The following is a 14,855-nucleotide window of genomic DNA, read 5'->3' as shown; positions in this document are numbered from 1 at the left end:
AACGTGAATGCAGGAGTAACCAACGACCCGCCAAAAAGTTGCGATGGTCGCGTCATGGCGAGCGAAATCGGCTGCGTTCAAGCGCGGTTCCGGTGGAAATGGAAGGTCTTGCGGTCGGTCTCGCCTTGCCGGAACCCCTTGTCCGCCAGGATCGCCTTCAATTCCTCGACCTTCGCCTCGCCGATGACATGCGGGTGCAGTTCCACCAGGATATCCCTGAACGAGCCGAAATCGGCAACGCGCAGCAATTCATCCTCGCTGCCTTCCACATCCATGATCAGCACATCGGGGCGATAGGTCTGGAGTACCTCGGAGAAGACGTCGCTCCACTTTCGCGCCCGGCAGCTGACGGTCGTAGGCGCTCGACGAAATGATGTTGTCGCTCCGGAAGAAGGAGATCCTGCGCCCTTCGGCCGTCATCGCTCTGAGCCGCAAGGCGGGCTCGATGCCGTTCAGCCGGAAGTTCTCGCGGATCAGCGGCTCCAGCGACGCATTGGCCTCATAGGTCAGCACGTTCGAAGCGCCGCAGATCCTTGCCGCAAGCAGCGCGATGAAGCCGACGCCGGTGCCGACTTCCAGCACCTTCGAGCCGGGCTTCAGCAGCCGAAGCAGGATGTTGCGCTCCGTATCCTCGTAGACTTCGCGATACATCAGGTCGCGCACGACGGCCGGAACGCGCGCCGCGTCGGACACCAGCCGGATGCCGTCGATCGTCACCGTGCGCGCATTGGTGAAGTAGCGAATTCTCTTTCGGATCGAACGAAGAAGACGCTTCATGCCTTGCCTCAAGGATCTTTTCCCCGCCAGTTAGTGCGATTTCGCGCTCCAGAGACAGGCAATGCGCCACTCGCGGCATCGCCGGGTCGATGCCATCAGGCAATTGCCTCACCGGTGTTTTTGATCTAAGTCGCCCCATATTATGTATGAAGAATACATATCGGAATGGGAATGAAAGACATTACCTATCCCTTCAGGGATCAATCCGACGCCGAGATGATCTCGGACCGAAACCTCTTCGATCGCCTCATCACCTGGTACGAATCCGCCAAGGTCGAGCGTCGCGAACGGACGGAGGGCCGCGAAGTCGACCTGCGCTGCGTCAGCCCGCAGGGGCAAACGTCGCTCTACCCTGATGATCTCCCGCTGGTTTTCCTCAGCCGCAATGACGCGAAGCTGATGCCCGGCTTTCTGGCGCATTACCGGTCGTTGGGCGTTACCCGTTTCATCTGTGTGGATGATGCCTCGACCGATGGGACGCGTGAATATCTGCTGGGCCAGCCCGATGTCGACCTGTGGGCGTCTGCGCTTCGCTACGCGGAAGCCCGGCGCGGCCGCCTCTGGAGGGAGGCGCTGTTTGCGCGCTATGGCGGCGACCGCTGGTACGTCAACGTCGATTCCGATGAGTTCCTGATCTACGACGATTGCGAGAACCGCACGCTGTGGTCGGTGATCCATACGCTCGAGAATCTGAAGATTTCACGGCTGCCCGCACCGATGCTGGATATGTATCCGGTCAATCTGCGCACGGCAGACGTCAATCAGCTGAAAACCCGAGCCCCGTGGGAGGTCGCCGATCATTTCGATAGCCGTGGCTATTCGCTGGCAACGACCGCGCGCGCGATCACGGTCAAGGGCGGCGCGCGCCACCGCGAGTTTGAATCCGACCTGGAACTGATCAAGTATCCGTTGATCTTCTGGGACGAGGACTGTCGCTTCGGCGCCAGCATCCATCAGCCGCTGCCCTATCAACGCAACTTCTCCTCGGTGCTCGGCGCGCTGCTGCATTTCAAGTTCTTCGCCGACTACGAAAAGGTCATCGAGGATGCCGTCGCCGACGGCCAATACTTCGACGGTTCGGCGGCCTATGCGAAGATGACGGAAGCCCTCGCCGGCACCGGCGCGCTGCAGCTCTTTTCCCATTCCTCGGTGAAATTCGGCGGTTCGAAGCAATTGCTGCGGCTCGGCTTCATCACCCCCGTGCCCAAATCCACCGCCGGCGGCGAGCGCTAGGCTCGCGGTCCGCGGCCCTTACCAGTCAGCCTTCACACACCGGAAAAGCACCGGCTCTCCCGGCACAGGCACGCTCGAGAACTCATCACCGCGCCGCTCCCGGCTATGTCTCCAGGCCGAAGATCAACGGCACGGCCGGTCGCTGCGCGACCGGATGGATCGTTTTTCAACCGATCCGCGAGTTTGGCCGTTGATTATTCGACCGACCGCTCCATTTACACCTCTGAGGCACTTAACCTGAGGAGAAGCCTGCATGAATCGAAACACAGTCATCGGCATCGTGGTTGTGATCGTGCTCATCATTCTTGGCGTCGTGTACCTGAAACCGGGGGCCAAGCAAGCCACCGAGACGGCACCGGCGACGACGACGACGGAGCCCGCGACGACCGAGCAGAAGCCAGCAACGACGCAGCAGCCGGCAACGACTGACCAGTCGACGACGCAGCCCTCGACCACTCAGCCGTCCACGACCGAACCGTCAACGACGCAGCCGTCCACGACGCAGCCGGCAACGACACCGTAACGGCCACGAAACGCGACCACCCCTGCCGCACCGCCGGCCAGCGGGTGGTCGCATGAAACAAGGGCTATCAGGCAGCCCCCCAAGCACAAGCACGTGTTTCCTTTCGGTTCGCTGATGATAAGAATCCGGCACCCGCAAAGGAGCCTTGAATGCGCGTCGCGTTGCTATGTTTGCTGCTGCTTCTCTCGTCCTGCATGCCGCACATCCCGGAAGAGGTTCTCGACGCAAACTGGTGCAGGGACATGGCGGCAGCAAAGGCGAAGGCCACCGGTACCGGGCGAGCGAACCTCGCAGCGGCGATGATAAAACACGACTGCGCCGCCAAGCTCGCCGCCGAACAACAATCAGCGGCGACCGCGCTGGCACCCTGATCTCCGATCCGACTGCAACACGCTGGTGACGAGAGATGACTTGCCGACTGCATGTTTCCTTTGTTCGTAGCCGGTTAAAGGGCAAAAACATGCAGCAATTCAAAGTGCTACGGCGACCTTTGCGCGCCTGAGTTGATGCGCGGCGTTGCAGGATCAGCCGCGTCCACACACAACCGGCGCCGCCACCGAATTGCGCGCTGGAACTGCGAGACCAGCCCAAGTCCTTGAGCTGAAAGGTCTTTCGACCCGACGGACGTCGGGTCGCTCACATCCCCGCCACAAGGGCGAGGATGACGGAGAATGGGACACCCTTCGCGGCAGAAAGCCATCTTTAGGTTTGCCAGCAGCCTGAGGCCCGCTGACGCGGGCCTCAGTTGTGTCTCGTAACCGGATAGCCGACCGGCATTTGCCAGAGGGATATGTCGGCTATCTCGGGCTTCTTCACGCCTTCCTCCGCGCCGATATCGCGGAGCAAGTGATCGGAGAGATGGCTGAGCTGGTTGAGCGTCCGACGACGCCTCCAGGCAGCAACAAGGAAGGCACCGACGGTCTGCCGGAAGCCGAACGTTCGAAACAGGTCGTCCATGATCGCCGGCAGGGTGCCGGCGGAGGTGAGTTGTAATTCGCGCATGATTATTCCCGCCGCCGCGAGCGGCCGGGTCCTCTAGATTATGGATGCGCGCGGACACGGAAACGCGTTCCGGGAACCGAACACATCAAGTCAAAATGGAAAATACGAAAAGGCGGAACTCGGGTCGCGTTTATGCGCCGAAGTAATTCACAGAATTGTGGCACACTCGTCGTGACGAGCAAGCCATTCCACCAGAGGCGAGCATCTGAACAAAATTATGATTCATCGTATGCCTCCTCTAGTTTGAGCTCCGATTTGGTGAAAATTACACGAGTTTACTTCTGCGGCAAGAGCACAATCGCAAACTGCCGGAATGACGAAGCGCCTGTTGCACGGGAGCAACAGGTGACGGGTGCGAGCGTGCCGCAGGGGTCGATCCGGCCTTTATCGCCAACAGACGCGGCTTTTCCACCGCGGCGAAGAGTTCAAAACGGAGCCATTGATTGTCTTTGTCTCGTTCTTCGTCTTCTTCGCACTGATCTGCATCGGCAGCATCGTTGACATCGCGACCACAGAGCCACGCCCCTCACGCCACGACGTCGAGGCGCTGCCGCGATGAGGCGGAGAGGCCTCCAAGGGTCGTCACGGCTGTCCTCACCTTCCGCCCGGCATGCCATTCGCTTTGCCCGCACTTGAGCATCCGCAATCCAGCCCCTAAGAAAAGGACGTCAATTGCGCTTCAAAATCAGATGGATGCTTCCATGAATCTCGACGTTCAGGACCTCAACGGCGCCTGTCACTGCAAAACAGTTCGTTTCAATGTTCGATTGAAGAACGGTCTTCATACGGCCCGCCGCTGCACCTGCTCTTACTGCCAGTTGAAGGGCGCGGTTGCCGTCTCCGCCGCAAAGGACGGCGTCACTGTGCTTTCAGGCGGTGAGGCGCTGACCAGGTATCAGTTCAACACAAAGGCGGCCGAGCATTTCTTTTGCTCAAAATGCGGCATCTACACCTTCCACAGGCCGCGCGCGAACCCCGATTTCTACGGCGTCAATGCAGCGTGTCTCGAAGGCGTGAGCCCCTTTGATTTTGAAGAATTGCCCGTGAACGACGGCATCAATCACCCGATGGACACCCAGGGATCGACCGGCCCGCGGCTCGCCGGAACGCTCCGATACTTTCCCGCCAAATGAACGGCAGCAGCGTCTGACGACGATATTGGTCACGCCGTTATGAATGTTCGGCGCACCGTTTGATGAGGGCGTGGTCGGTGCCGTTGGCGTCGCCCGCGACCGGCTCGACCAGGCGACCAATCGCGCTGGTCGAGCGCTGCACATATCGCCGGTCGGGATTATGGCGCCGCTGATGCGCCTCGTAGGCCATCGCAACAAGTGTCGGCGGACAGGACGGCACGCGGTCACGCCGGATGCTTAGGAACGGGCCGTGGATACCTCCCAGAACCTGGAAAGCGCACCAATATGCCTGCCGGAAAAATTGGAATTTAATCAGCGTCTTAGGAGAAGTTTTGGTGGGTGATCACGGGCTCGAACCGTGGACCCGCTGATTAAGAGTCAGCTGCTCTACCAACTGAGCTAATCACCCATCCGTGGCGTCGCTTTAGCGCACGGGCCGATGACACTCAAGAGGGTATCTGCGTCACGCGACGATAAACCCACAGCGTTTCCATCCGGCTCCGAGTTGATTGCGTTTGCTCTCGCCTGGCCGCGCGATCAGCGCACGCCGATGAAGCGGCCGCCCAGGTCAAAGCGGCAGTTGTCAAACGCGTCTTTCGTCGTGACTCCCGTGTTCCCTGCAACCACGGAGGTGTGCGGGGCGTTCTCCACAGGGCGCGCCTTGGCCTCATGAAGTTTTTCAAAAGATTTTCACAAAGGCGCTGGACAAGCCAATCGAACGCCTTTATACGCCCCCTCACGACAGCGACGGGACTTGACCGACGCGGTCGCGGATGGGTGATTAGCTCAGTTGGTAGAGCAGCTGACTCTTAATCAGCGGGTCCACGGTTCGAGCCCGTGATCACCCACCAAATTCTCCTAAGACGCTGATTGAATTTCTTTTTTCCAAAACGCTTGGCTCCCGCTTCAGACGAAAAGTTCGCCTGCGCCGATCTTCACCGCGTGGCCGCCGATGCGGGCATTGCTGATCTCCCCGCCCGAGATATCCAGATGCAGGTGGATGAAGGACGGCCGTCCCATTTCCACCCCCTGCTCGACCAGCACCGGGTGATGACCGTCGACGAACTGATCGAAAAAATGGATGGCGCCGGAGAGAGCGGCCACGGCCGAGCCGGTCGCCGGGTCCTCGAGGTTGCCGGCACCGGGGCCGAACTTGCGCGCGTGGAAGCGCGCCGTGTGGTTCACGCCGCCGCGGCAATAGACATAGGCCGGGGCCAGCCGCCCCTCGGCCATCGGCGTCAGTTGCTCCCAGCGTTGCGAATCGAACTCGATCGAAGAAACCGCCGCAACATCGTGCACCGGCACCATGACGAAGGGCGCGCCGGCACTCCAGAACGAAGGCACGTGGTTCTCGAAGCCGATCTGTGATTGTTTCAGGCTCAACGCATCGGCGATCGCCTGCCGGTCGAAGCGGGCATCGAGCCGTACCGATTTGCGCGGCAGGTCGAACTCGGCAAAGCTCGCAGCCCTCGACTTGAGGCGGACGGCGCAGCGCACCGGACCCACCTTCTCCTCCAGCACCTGCACAAGGTCGATCCCCTCCTCGATCGCGCCATGCTGCGCCTCGGCGATCGCGATCGCCGCGCCAACGGTCGGATGTCCGGCAAAGGGCAGTTCCTGGCTGGGGGTGAAGATCCGGAGCTTCGCCGTATGCGCAGCACCCCCGGGCCTGCGGATGAACACCGTCTCCGACAGGTTGAATTCCTGCGCGATCGCCTGCATCGCCTCGTCGTCCAGCCGGTCGGCGCCGAAGACCACAGCCAGTGGATTGCCTTCGAGTTGCCTGTCGGTAAAGACGTCGTAGATCGCGTAACTCAGCGCCATTCATGTCCCCTTGCGAAGATGCCCCGAACTTTGCAGCGTCGGGGCGCGGGCGGCAAGTGTTAAAAAGCACCCGTGCACAACTCGGAGCAGGTGTCATGGGTTCGTAGCGCTACGCACCTCTATTAAAGGCTCACGAGAGCCGTCCAAACTTCCGGGATTATGTCGCAATACCTGCAGACATTGACCGAGCTTATTTGCTGTCTTCCGCGTAAGCCCTCGTCGGACTTCCTCGGGAAAATCCAATACCAATCGTTCGCCGGTTGCGAGCCACCGACGGCTGAACTTGGCTCTTAATGGCGCGGTGCAACAGCCTCCGGATGAAAGTGATACGTGCCGTCGCCCAATGGCACGACGTCCCCAATTCCCGGGAAAGGGAAATGGTAGCCATGATAGCGAATACCCTCGGTCACGACCTTGGCGAAAATCGCGGTCTTCGCATCCGCGGCCTGCTGCGGGTTGGTATCGTAGTCCATATGGAAATACCATTCCGGATGAGCCGGGTCGTATACCTGATGGTGGCAGACGTCACCGGTGAAGACAATTTTTTGCCCTTCGCTCTCGAAGATGTAGGCGCACATCCCGGCGGTATGACCCGCGACGGAAAACGTGGACACTCCCGGGAACAGGGTCTCGCCGACTGAGAAAAGCCTCAGCCTGTCGCGATAAGGAGCCACTGCTTCATGTGCTCCTCCCGTCCACTCCGATCGGAAGTCATTCCGATTCAAGTTTTCCGGATCGGTCCATTCAGCCCATTCCCGATCGGTGCAGAAAAGCTTCGCGTTGGGGAAGGTCGCGCTACCGTCGGGATGGATGAGGCCAAAGGCGTGATCCGGATGCAGGTGGGTCATCAGGACCGCGTCGATGTCTTTCGGATCAGTACCGGCCGCGCCGAGATTGTCTATCAGACGACCCATGTCGCCACGCCATGTAAGTGTCCGCCCCGCGCCCGCATCGATGAGAAACAATCTGTCGCCCGTGTTCATCACGACTGGGTTGATATCCATTGGAATGTGGTCGATGGGCAACCGATGGACGGATTTCAGGCGGGCGATTTCGGCCGGATCAGCATCTGGGTAGAAGCCCTCGTAGCTGTGATGGATATAACCATCCCCTCGAATACCCCCAGTCGGAAACGGTACCAACCCACGTTTTGGACGCAGTGTACCTGCCCCCATTCCCCGGGCATGAAACCTGTCCCCGTTGCCATGAGCGCTCTCCCATCTTGCTCAACAGCCTGCGGCACACAGTTACCGCGCTACCTTCCATCATCTCGAGATCAGTAGCAAAAGTTGAAGGAAACATCAGCAACTACTAACAATCGTAGATCCGAGTCTTGCCAGCCGTCCCGCGCCTGGCTCGGGCGCTTCGGGCTAGCGTAATCGATCTCAACGCCAGTTGTTCCAGGATCGCGCCGGCTTTCAGTTATTTGAATGACAGTGATGGATATTAATTTAAGTTTTGAATTATAATTGAAGTACAATAAATGACTGCACTTGATAAATATAATACTTGTTTGCAATTGTTGTTTGCTTATAGATTGCTTTCAGGAGGATGAAAACAATGGCAAAGATAGTCGGCACTGATGCAAACGACACCCTGTTCGGGACAGACGAAAACGACAATATCTGGGGTCTCGGCGCCAATGACACGCTGGACGGCGGGCTTGGGAACGATTTTCTCTATGGCGGGGCCGGTAACGACGGCTTGGTGAGCTTCAGCGGCTATGACGAGCTCGATGGCGGCGATGGCGATGACCGGCTGGAACTCAACGGAACGGGCGGCGTGGCGCGGGGAGGTGCCGGCATCGATACGCTGGTCATCAATCTTTCAGGGACGGGCAACCGAGTCACGTTTAACGGCATGAACCGCCACGTAACCTTCGGTGACCCGGCTGAGACCGACAATCACATCTTCTACCGCGGCATTGAGCGGCTGGAGCTGACGACCGGTAGCGGCAAGGACATTGTTGAGGGTGGCACGGGTGACGACGTGATCTCGACCGGAGACGGCGCGGACATCATCGGCGGCCAGTCATTGCCGAACACCCATAATCAAATGAGTTCCCTGGGTGCTGATGTTATCGACGCCGGTGCGGGCAACGACACGATAATCGATCGGTTCGGGGCCAATCATCTTTCTGGCGGCAGTGGCGACGACAGCATCACAACGACACTTTCATCTGCCAAACTCGACGGCGGCGACGGTGACGACACGTTACGGTTCGAGGATGCGGATCGGACCGATGATGTCACGGTCGATGTGGTCAATGGCGTTACATCGACCGGTACGGCCTTTCACAATTTTGAGCGGGTTTACGCACATACCGGCAGCGGCAATGATACTTTGCTCGGTGGCCTCAGTCGCGACAACCTCTTCGGCGGCAATGGGGCCGACCGCCTGATTGGCGGCGAAAATAATGACTATCTCTATGGCGAAGGCGATGATGACCGCCTTGAAGGCGGTGCCGGAGTCGACTCACTTAGTGGGGGTGAAGGCGATGACCACCTCTCTGGAGGCGACGGTGCGGATCGTCTGATCGGCGGTGAGGGCGCTGACACATTCCACTGGAGTGGATTTGAGGTTCGCCATAGCAGCATCGACCATATCGTCGATTTTGACACCCAAAGTGGCGACGTGATCGAGTTGGGGGGCTTCTATCCTGGCGACACCAACATCTATAATTTCGATTCCTTTGTGGCTGCCTCGCATGACACAGAGGAGGGTCTCTATGTAGCCTTTCATGGTGAAACCGAAGGTATCCTCATCGAAGGCGTTTCGCTTGCGGACTTATCTGCCGACGATATTGCTTTCACGTTGTGAGACTGCAGTGTCGGTGGCTGGTCCGGCGGAAGTCCGCTTTCCACCCTGCGCGGTCCTTCCTGATTGTTGGGATGTGAGGACCGAGGGGCGCGGGCATGTGTGAAGGCGTGGCAGTTCTTCCTGCGCATCAACAGGGCCTAAGGCGCAAGCAGACGCGCGCGGCATAAGCACTACAAATACAAAAAGATAGCGCGATTTATTGATTCAAGGCCGTGGCGAGCGGATGTTACCGAAACAGCCACTTCAGGATAGGCAGGATGAAGGGCGGATAGTTGTTCGCGTCCGGATCCGGCCCGAAAACGGCAATCGCCTCGTCGATCTCCGGCTCGGGATCACCAGCGACATGCGCCGCCACGCGGGCAACCAGCGCCGCCGCCGTTTCCGGATAGCGGTAGACGCGAAGCACGGTCACGGCGCGGTCCATATGCAGGAGGTGATAGCCGGGCTCGGCCGTCGCAAGCGCGAGATCGATGCCGGTTTCTTCCAGCGCCTCGCGGCGAATGTTGCCGGCGATGTCGCAGCAGCCGTCGACGATATCCTCTGGCTCCAGCGAGCCGGAGGGGCTGTAGACGCGGGCCGGATTGGCGGTGTGCGACCCCATGCGCACCAGGATCAACGCGCCGTCGGAGGACAGGATCGCCGGCATGGCGAAGAGATGAAAGGCGCCTTCGGCCCGCGTCTTCCGCCACCAGAGAAAGGTCGAATAGGGCACGACATGCCCCTCGCCCCGAATCCGCCCGTCCTCGATGCGAAGCGCGCGCTGCAGCACCATCCGGCCATCGAAGAGATGCGGGTTGGCCGCGATTTCGCGGTGCCAGTTCTCCTGCGCCCGCTCGACCTCGCCGAGGTGAAACGGATGCGCCGCGCCGTTGACGCGGATATCGACGTCGTCGATCGGGATGATGACGCCTTCGGCCGGCCACGCTGCCCTATTGCTTTCAAGAGCGCCCATGGTCACACATCCAGCGTTATGGCCACGGGGCAATGGTCCGACGCCTTCGGCCGGTCCCAGCCGGTGCGCGGGTAGCGCTCCACGTCGAGCCCCGGCGGAAAAATCGTGCGGAACGGCTGGCCGCCGCGGATGACCTCGGGCACCTGGGAGTGGTTGCGCTTGGCAAGCGCCGGCGACAGCCAGATATAGTCGAGCTGGCAGAGGTGCCGCTCCTGCGGTCCGCGGCTGTGAAACAGCGTCCAGCGGTCCATCACCGGCCGGCGCAGCATCGGGTTTTCCACGAAGCCGTCATGGCTGAACACGTCGAGCGAGCTCGTTTCCTCCTCGTGCGGCACGAACTGGTAGCCGTTGCGCCGGTCGCCGAGGATGTTCACCTTCTCCTGGTAGTCGTTCATGTCGCCGCAGATCGCAAACATCTTGTCGGCGGTCTTCCCGCGGCCGAAGCGGCTCTCGATGATATGGCGCACGGCGCTCGCCTCCGCCACGCGCAGCGGCATCGTCGCCTGCCGGCCGTCGAGCCCTTCGCGCGCCGGCCCCATCGACTTGAAGTGCACGACATAAAGCGTCAGCGGCCGCCCGCCGATGCGCAGGTCGAGCTCCAGGCAATCGCGCTTGAAGATCCGGTCGGCCGGCCGGTTGGTGAGCGCGAGCTGGTCGTTGAAGAGGTCGAGATCTTCAAAGGTCAGCCCCGCATGGCTCTTCACATCCAGGCACTCGATCGGCTGTCCGTCGCGCGTCTCCTCGCGCATCAGCACGGCCACGTCGATCCCACGCGAATCATTGCCCTCGATCAGGTATTTCTGGCGATAGCCGTTACCCACCATGCGGAAGAGATAGTTGTATTCGAAGGCCTGCAGCGAGGCCATGTTGTCGGCCTCCTGCAGGCAAAGGATATCCGCATCGCAATCGGCGATCGCGAGCGCCGACATCTGCCGCGTATCATCGGTGTGCGCGATGGTGCGCGCCTCCTCCAGCCGCTGGTATTCGGCTTCCGTCTTCACGTCGAAGAGCCTGAGGACCCGGTCCTGCTTGAGTTGGTTGCGAAAGCCGGAAAAATCGAAGCGGCTCAAAAGGTTCTCGATATTGAAGGTGGCAAGGCGAAGCGACATTTATCAATTCCGTGGCATGAAATGCCGGGAGCTTAAAGCAATTCCAGGGAAAGTGTGAAGCGGTTTTCCGCCTGGAATTGCGTCCAATACAAAGAGCAATTCCAGGAAAAGTGCGAAGCGGTTTTCCGTCCGGAATTGCGCAAATGATCCAGGCATCGAGCGGCAAATGTCGAGCCTGATTTCCTTGTCGGCCAGTCACGTCTCGGCGAGCGCGACTTCCCGGCCGATCGGCTTTCCGTCTCTGCGCCCGCAATATGATCCATGTCATCCAGAACGCGAACCAATGTGCTCAAATGGCGTTAGTGTATGACCTCGCGCTCATGGAGGATGGTTTGAACACCGAAATCGAACTCAAGCTCGAGCTCTCTCCCGAAGATCTTGACCGCTTTGCCGCATCCGGCCTCCTTGGTGAGCCGGCGCGCACGGAGCAGCAACGGTCCGTCTATTTCGATACGCGCGGCCGTGATCTCTATCAGTCAGGCTTCACGCTGCGCATCCGCACGGTCGGCGCGGCACGCACCCAGACGATCAAGGCGACCGGCCCCGGCGCATCGGTCTTTGCCCGTCCGGAATGGGAGCAGCCGCTTTCCGCCGATGAGCCGGTCGTCGATCACACCACCCCGCTTGCCGCCGCGTTTGACCTTGAGCCCGACGATCTGGAGCCGCACTTTACCGTCGAGGTCGAGCGCAGGACCTGGGAGGTTGACCAGGACGGCACGCAGATCGAAGTGGCCCTCGACCGTGGAATGATCGCCTCAGGCAATCGCCAGACCGCCGTCGGCGAAATCGAACTCGAGCTCAAGGATGGCGACCCGAAGGCGCTTTTCACCCTCGCCCGCCGCATCGAGGCGATCGTTCCCTTCCGCTTGGGCGTTCTTTCCAAGGCCGAGCGCGGCTTCCGTCTGATCGACGCCAGGCCGATCGTCTTCAAGGCGGAGCCGGTCGTGCTCGACCGCGAGATGCGGGTGACGAAGAGTTTCCGCACCATCGCGCTTGCCTGTCTCAGGCACTACCGCCTGAACGAGGACGTGCTGCGTGAACGAAAGAACCCGGAGGCGCTCCACCAGGTCCGCGTCGCCCTTCGCCGACTGCGCTCGGCCATCTCGCTCTACAAGGATGTGCTTGGCGATGAGGAGAGCGCGCGCCTCAACGGCGAGCTGAAATGGCTGGCCGGTGTTTTCGGCAAGGCCCGCGATGTTGACGTTCTCCTGACGCGTGATCCGGAGCCGGAGTTGCGCGACCGCCTGAAGACGGCGCGCGCCGCCCGCTACGTCGAAGTCTTCGAGGCCCTCGACGGCGCACGCGGCCGCGCCCTTCTTCTCGATATCCAGCAATGGCTGCACTGCGGCGACTATCTGTCGACGCCGCCCGCCGAGCTTCGCGACCGGCCGGTGGCCGATTTCGCCGAAGCCGTTCTCGACCGCGCGCGCCGCAAGCTCAAGAAACATGGCCGCGCACTCGCCAAGGTCAGCGACGAGGAGCGGCACGAGGCCCGCAAGGATGCCAAGAAGCTGCGTTATGCCGCCGAGTTCTTTGCCGCGCTGTTTGACGACAAGCGGGGCACGCGGCGCCATAAGCGGTTCATCGATGCGATGGCCGGACTGCAAGACAGGCTCGGCACGCTGAACGATCTCGTGTCCGGTCCCCTCGTGCTCGGCGAGATCGGCCTTGAGGATCATCCGGACGCCGAAACGCTCGTTGTGCACGCCGACAAGGACAAGCTGATCGACCACGCGCAGAGCGCACTTGACGACGTGATCGACGCCAAGCGCTTCTGGCGCTGAGCCACGGTCGCGCCGACCCGGCCATCGCACACAACCGCAAGGCTTCATTGTATTCGCCGGGAAACGGCGCATACTCACGCCCATCGTTGGACTGTTTATACGGGCTCCAACGGCTGAAAGTTCATTCGCGCTTTCGCCCCAGTTCTGGAGGTCGCGCGATGCATTCCACGACCCGCCAACAGGCGATACACCCCCATGACATGCAGGAGATCGAGCGCATCTTCGACGACATCCTGCGTGATCGCGGGCTGACGCGACGCTGCGAAGCCGCAGAGCGGATCGCAAAGCGGCTTGTTGCGATCTACCAAAGCGGCGTTCGTGACTGCAGCGCGCTGAAGGCCCTGGCTAGAACATCCCGCTTTCTAGCGTAATCGCTTGAAGCGGAAAGACGCACTACAGCGCCGCGCGCCTTATCAGGCGCGCAAAGGTCGCTGTAGCACTTTGATTCTAGAGCATCTATCCGCCTCCAGTGATTCCACTTGAGAGCGGATGCTCTAGCCGAGCGACAATGGCCGGGCTCCAGCAAGCCCGTCAGCCTTCGCGGTCCTGGCTGGCGATCGCCCGGTCGATCCGTGCTGCCAGCTCGTGGCTGACCGGCACCATCGGCAGGCGCATTTCCGGGCTGTCGATGAGCCCTGAGCGCCAGAGCCAGTGCTTGATCGGAGCCGGGCTCGGCTCGGCAAACAGCAGCCTCGGCAGATCGGCAAGACGCTGCCAGTCGGCCAAAGCCCCCGGTTGATCGCCGGATATCAGCCTGTTGCGAATGGCGGCGAAGGCTGCCGTTTGAACATGCGCCGAAGCCGTGATCCCGCCTTCCGCCCCTTGAGTCAGCGCCGTGTAGAACAGCGGGTCTTCGCCGGTCAGCACCGAAAAACCTTGGGGCTTGTGGCGCAGCAGATCGAAGGATTGCGTCGCATCCGCCGAACAATCCTTGACGCCGACGATGTTTTCCCGCTCCGCCAGTTGCAACATCGTCTCGTTGCCGAGGTTCACCCCGGTTCTGTAGGGAATGTTGTAGATCAGGATCGGCCGTGCGGTGGCATCGGCAAGTGCCGAGAAATGGGCGAAGAGCCCGCGTTGCGACGGCCTTGTGTAATAGGGGCAGGCGATCAGATAGCCGGTGATATCCCAAGGCGCCGTCCGCTCCAGCGCCTTTACCGTCTTCAGCGTGTCGCTGCCCGAAAGGCCGAAATAGACCGGTATGGACTTGCCCGCCGCAGCCAGGGTCTCGTTGGTGATCCCAACCAGCCGCTCGCCTTCCGCCTCGCCGAGCGCCATGCCCTCCCCGGTGGTAGCACCCAGGATGAAGCCGTCGATCGGCTCTGCGGCATAGTGCGTCACCAGCCGACGCAGCGAGCGCTCATCGAGTTCGCCATCACGAAACGGCGTGATCAGCGGCAGCCAGAGGCCGCTCGGCATTGAATATGTGGTTTCCATGAAATTCCATCTCCTTCAAGAAACCGGAGACGGAGCGCAAGCGAAAACCCCGTCCGAACCGGCGGGGTCGATCTGATCCTTGTGCTTGCTATGCTCTGCGCGCAACGACCGACAGCCCCGGGTACGGGGCTTTTTTCGAGGTCGTCAGTTTGGCGAGACGGCAGATCATGAGGCGAAACTCGAACAGTCCTCCATCTTTGTCAAGCGGCGACGGAGGGCATCGGCCCGGGAGGCGACACGTTCCATACAACGGGAGTTCTG

The 14,855-nt window shown here is 60.7% G+C and carries 15 protein-coding genes, 2 tRNA genes and 1 pseudogene; 8 read left to right on the top strand and 10 right to left on the bottom strand.

What is annotated here, in order from left to right:
• Positions 1-77 precede the first annotated feature (77 nt).
• Both ASE60_RS35855 and ASE60_RS24890 read right to left on the bottom strand, forming a co-directional pair.
• Positions 78-305: pseudogene (locus ASE60_RS35855) on the bottom strand (FkbM family methyltransferase); the annotation flags it as partial.
• Positions 250-651 carry a hypothetical protein gene (locus ASE60_RS24890; protein ID WP_348272235.1) on the bottom strand — a complete coding sequence of 134 codons (402 nt, stop codon included), beginning with the start codon at positions 649-651 and terminating at the stop codon, positions 250-252. The gene ASE60_RS24890 and the pseudogene ASE60_RS35855, both read right to left, overlap by 56 nt.
• A 342-nt stretch (positions 652-993) precedes the next feature.
• Between ASE60_RS24890 and ASE60_RS24885 the strand changes: the two genes are divergently transcribed.
• From ASE60_RS24885 to ASE60_RS34845, 3 genes are all read left to right on the top strand, one after another.
• Positions 994-2,010, top strand: a complete 1,017-nt coding sequence (locus tag ASE60_RS24885) for a glycosyltransferase family 2 protein (RefSeq protein ID WP_057254434.1) — start codon at positions 994-996, stop codon at positions 2,008-2,010.
• 253 nt (positions 2,011-2,263) lie between these two features.
• On the top strand, positions 2,264-2,533 hold the full coding sequence (locus tag ASE60_RS24880; RefSeq protein ID WP_057253968.1) for a hypothetical protein: 270 nt from the start codon (positions 2,264-2,266) through the stop codon (positions 2,531-2,533).
• A gap of 149 nt (positions 2,534-2,682) precedes the next feature.
• Positions 2,683-2,904, top strand: a complete 222-nt coding sequence (locus tag ASE60_RS34845; protein WP_057253966.1) for a hypothetical protein — start codon at positions 2,683-2,685, stop codon at positions 2,902-2,904.
• Between the two features lie 370 nt (positions 2,905-3,274).
• Here ASE60_RS34845 and ASE60_RS24870 read toward each other — a convergent pair whose 3' ends face one another.
• Positions 3,275-3,535, bottom strand: coding sequence for a DUF1127 domain-containing protein (locus ASE60_RS24870; RefSeq protein ID WP_082616056.1), 261 nt, complete (start codon positions 3,533-3,535; stop codon positions 3,275-3,277).
• Positions 3,536-4,236: 701 nt separating this feature from the next.
• Here ASE60_RS24870 and ASE60_RS24865 point away from each other — a divergent pair.
• Complete coding sequence (locus ASE60_RS24865; RefSeq protein ID WP_057254431.1) at positions 4,237-4,668, top strand: GFA family protein; 432 nt, start codon at positions 4,237-4,239, stop codon at positions 4,666-4,668.
• Positions 4,669-4,705: 37 nt separating this feature from the next.
• On the opposite strand, the gene ASE60_RS34840 is transcribed toward ASE60_RS24865, so the two are convergent.
• Together ASE60_RS34840 and ASE60_RS24860 are read right to left on the bottom strand one after the other, a co-directional pair.
• Positions 4,706-4,858 carry a hypothetical protein gene (locus ASE60_RS34840; protein WP_156414716.1) on the bottom strand — a complete coding sequence of 51 codons (153 nt, stop codon included), beginning with the start codon at positions 4,856-4,858 and terminating at the stop codon, positions 4,706-4,708.
• A gap of 143 nt (positions 4,859-5,001) precedes the next feature.
• A tRNA-Lys gene (locus ASE60_RS24860) sits at positions 5,002-5,077 on the bottom strand.
• A 366-nt stretch (positions 5,078-5,443) separates the two neighbouring features.
• Between ASE60_RS24860 and ASE60_RS24855 the strand changes: the two genes are divergently transcribed.
• A tRNA-Lys gene (locus ASE60_RS24855) sits at positions 5,444-5,519 on the top strand.
• A gap of 55 nt (positions 5,520-5,574) precedes the next feature.
• On the opposite strand, the gene ASE60_RS24850 is transcribed toward ASE60_RS24855, so the two are convergent.
• Both ASE60_RS24850 and ASE60_RS24845 read right to left on the bottom strand, forming a co-directional pair.
• Complete coding sequence (locus ASE60_RS24850) at positions 5,575-6,492, bottom strand: PhzF family phenazine biosynthesis protein (RefSeq protein ID WP_057253964.1); 918 nt, start codon at positions 6,490-6,492, stop codon at positions 5,575-5,577.
• 290 nt (positions 6,493-6,782) lie between these two features.
• On the bottom strand, positions 6,783-7,634 hold the full coding sequence (locus tag ASE60_RS24845; RefSeq protein ID WP_200964204.1) for an MBL fold metallo-hydrolase: 852 nt from the start codon (positions 7,632-7,634) through the stop codon (positions 6,783-6,785).
• 418 nt (positions 7,635-8,052) lie between these two features.
• On the opposite strand from ASE60_RS24845, the gene ASE60_RS24840 reads away from it, so the two are divergent.
• On the top strand, positions 8,053-9,312 hold the full coding sequence (locus tag ASE60_RS24840) for a calcium-binding protein (RefSeq protein WP_057253962.1): 1,260 nt from the start codon (positions 8,053-8,055) through the stop codon (positions 9,310-9,312).
• 226 nt (positions 9,313-9,538) lie between these two features.
• Here the strand turns inward: ASE60_RS24840 and ASE60_RS24835 are convergent, their stop codons facing one another.
• On the bottom strand, positions 9,539-10,264 hold the full coding sequence (locus ASE60_RS24835) for a DNA mismatch repair protein MutT (protein WP_057253961.1): 726 nt from the start codon (positions 10,262-10,264) through the stop codon (positions 9,539-9,541).
• A gap of 2 nt (positions 10,265-10,266) precedes the next feature.
• On the bottom strand, positions 10,267-11,373 hold the full coding sequence (locus tag ASE60_RS24830; protein ID WP_057253959.1) for an endonuclease/exonuclease/phosphatase family protein: 1,107 nt from the start codon (positions 11,371-11,373) through the stop codon (positions 10,267-10,269).
• 332 nt (positions 11,374-11,705) lie between these two features.
• Here ASE60_RS24830 and ASE60_RS24825 point away from each other — a divergent pair, with 332 nt between their 5' ends.
• Together ASE60_RS24825 and ASE60_RS24820 are read left to right on the top strand one after the other, a co-directional pair.
• A complete protein-coding gene (locus ASE60_RS24825) occupies positions 11,706-13,157 on the top strand; it encodes a CHAD domain-containing protein (RefSeq protein WP_057253958.1) in 1,452 nt (483 codons plus the stop codon).
• Positions 13,158-13,315: 158 nt separating this feature from the next.
• On the top strand, positions 13,316-13,528 hold the full coding sequence (locus ASE60_RS24820) for a hypothetical protein (protein ID WP_057253950.1): 213 nt from the start codon (positions 13,316-13,318) through the stop codon (positions 13,526-13,528).
• A gap of 160 nt (positions 13,529-13,688) precedes the next feature.
• Here ASE60_RS24820 and dapA read toward each other — a convergent pair whose 3' ends face one another.
• On the bottom strand, positions 13,689-14,594 hold the full coding sequence (dapA, locus tag ASE60_RS24815; protein ID WP_057253949.1) for a 4-hydroxy-tetrahydrodipicolinate synthase: 906 nt from the start codon (positions 14,592-14,594) through the stop codon (positions 13,689-13,691).
• Positions 14,595-14,855: the final 261 nt, after the last annotated feature.

It is taken from the genome of Ensifer sp. Root278 (assembly GCF_001429285.1).
Taxonomy (GTDB): Bacteria; Pseudomonadota; Alphaproteobacteria; order Rhizobiales; family Rhizobiaceae; genus Ensifer.
Note: the sequence above shows the minus strand (reverse complement) of the source record. Positions and strands in the feature narration are given on the sequence as shown.

What these genes read in the sequence shown, in the direction of transcription:
- ASE60_RS34845 (WP_057253966.1), top strand. Translation starts at nt 2,683, where the DNA reads ATGCGCGTCGCGTTGCTATGTTTGCTGCTGCTTCTCTCGTCCTGCATG.
- ASE60_RS24830 (WP_057253959.1), bottom strand. Translation starts at nt 11,373, where the DNA reads ATGTCGCTTCGCCTTGCCACCTTCAATATCGAGAACCTTTTGAGCCGC.
- dapA (WP_057253949.1), bottom strand. Translation starts at nt 14,594, where the DNA reads ATGGAAACCACATATTCAATGCCGAGCGGCCTCTGGCTGCCGCTGATC.
- ASE60_RS24880 (WP_057253968.1), top strand. Translation starts at nt 2,264, where the DNA reads ATGAATCGAAACACAGTCATCGGCATCGTGGTTGTGATCGTGCTCATC.
- ASE60_RS24835 (WP_057253961.1), bottom strand. Translation starts at nt 10,264, where the DNA reads ATGGGCGCTCTTGAAAGCAATAGGGCAGCGTGGCCGGCCGAAGGCGTC.
- ASE60_RS24885 (WP_057254434.1), top strand. Translation starts at nt 994, where the DNA reads ATGATCTCGGACCGAAACCTCTTCGATCGCCTCATCACCTGGTACGAA.
- ASE60_RS34840 (WP_156414716.1), bottom strand. Translation starts at nt 4,858, where the DNA reads ATGGCCTACGAGGCGCATCAGCGGCGCCATAATCCCGACCGGCGATAT.
- ASE60_RS24820 (WP_057253950.1), top strand. Translation starts at nt 13,316, where the DNA reads ATGCATTCCACGACCCGCCAACAGGCGATACACCCCCATGACATGCAG.
- ASE60_RS24850 (WP_057253964.1), bottom strand. Translation starts at nt 6,492, where the DNA reads ATGGCGCTGAGTTACGCGATCTACGACGTCTTTACCGACAGGCAACTC.
- ASE60_RS24865 (WP_057254431.1), top strand. Translation starts at nt 4,237, where the DNA reads ATGAATCTCGACGTTCAGGACCTCAACGGCGCCTGTCACTGCAAAACA.
- ASE60_RS24870 (WP_082616056.1), bottom strand. Translation starts at nt 3,535, where the DNA reads ATGCGCGAATTACAACTCACCTCCGCCGGCACCCTGCCGGCGATCATG.
- ASE60_RS24840 (WP_057253962.1), top strand. Translation starts at nt 8,053, where the DNA reads ATGGCAAAGATAGTCGGCACTGATGCAAACGACACCCTGTTCGGGACA.
- ASE60_RS24890 (WP_348272235.1), bottom strand. Translation starts at nt 651, where the DNA reads ATGTATCGCGAAGTCTACGAGGATACGGAGCGCAACATCCTGCTTCGG.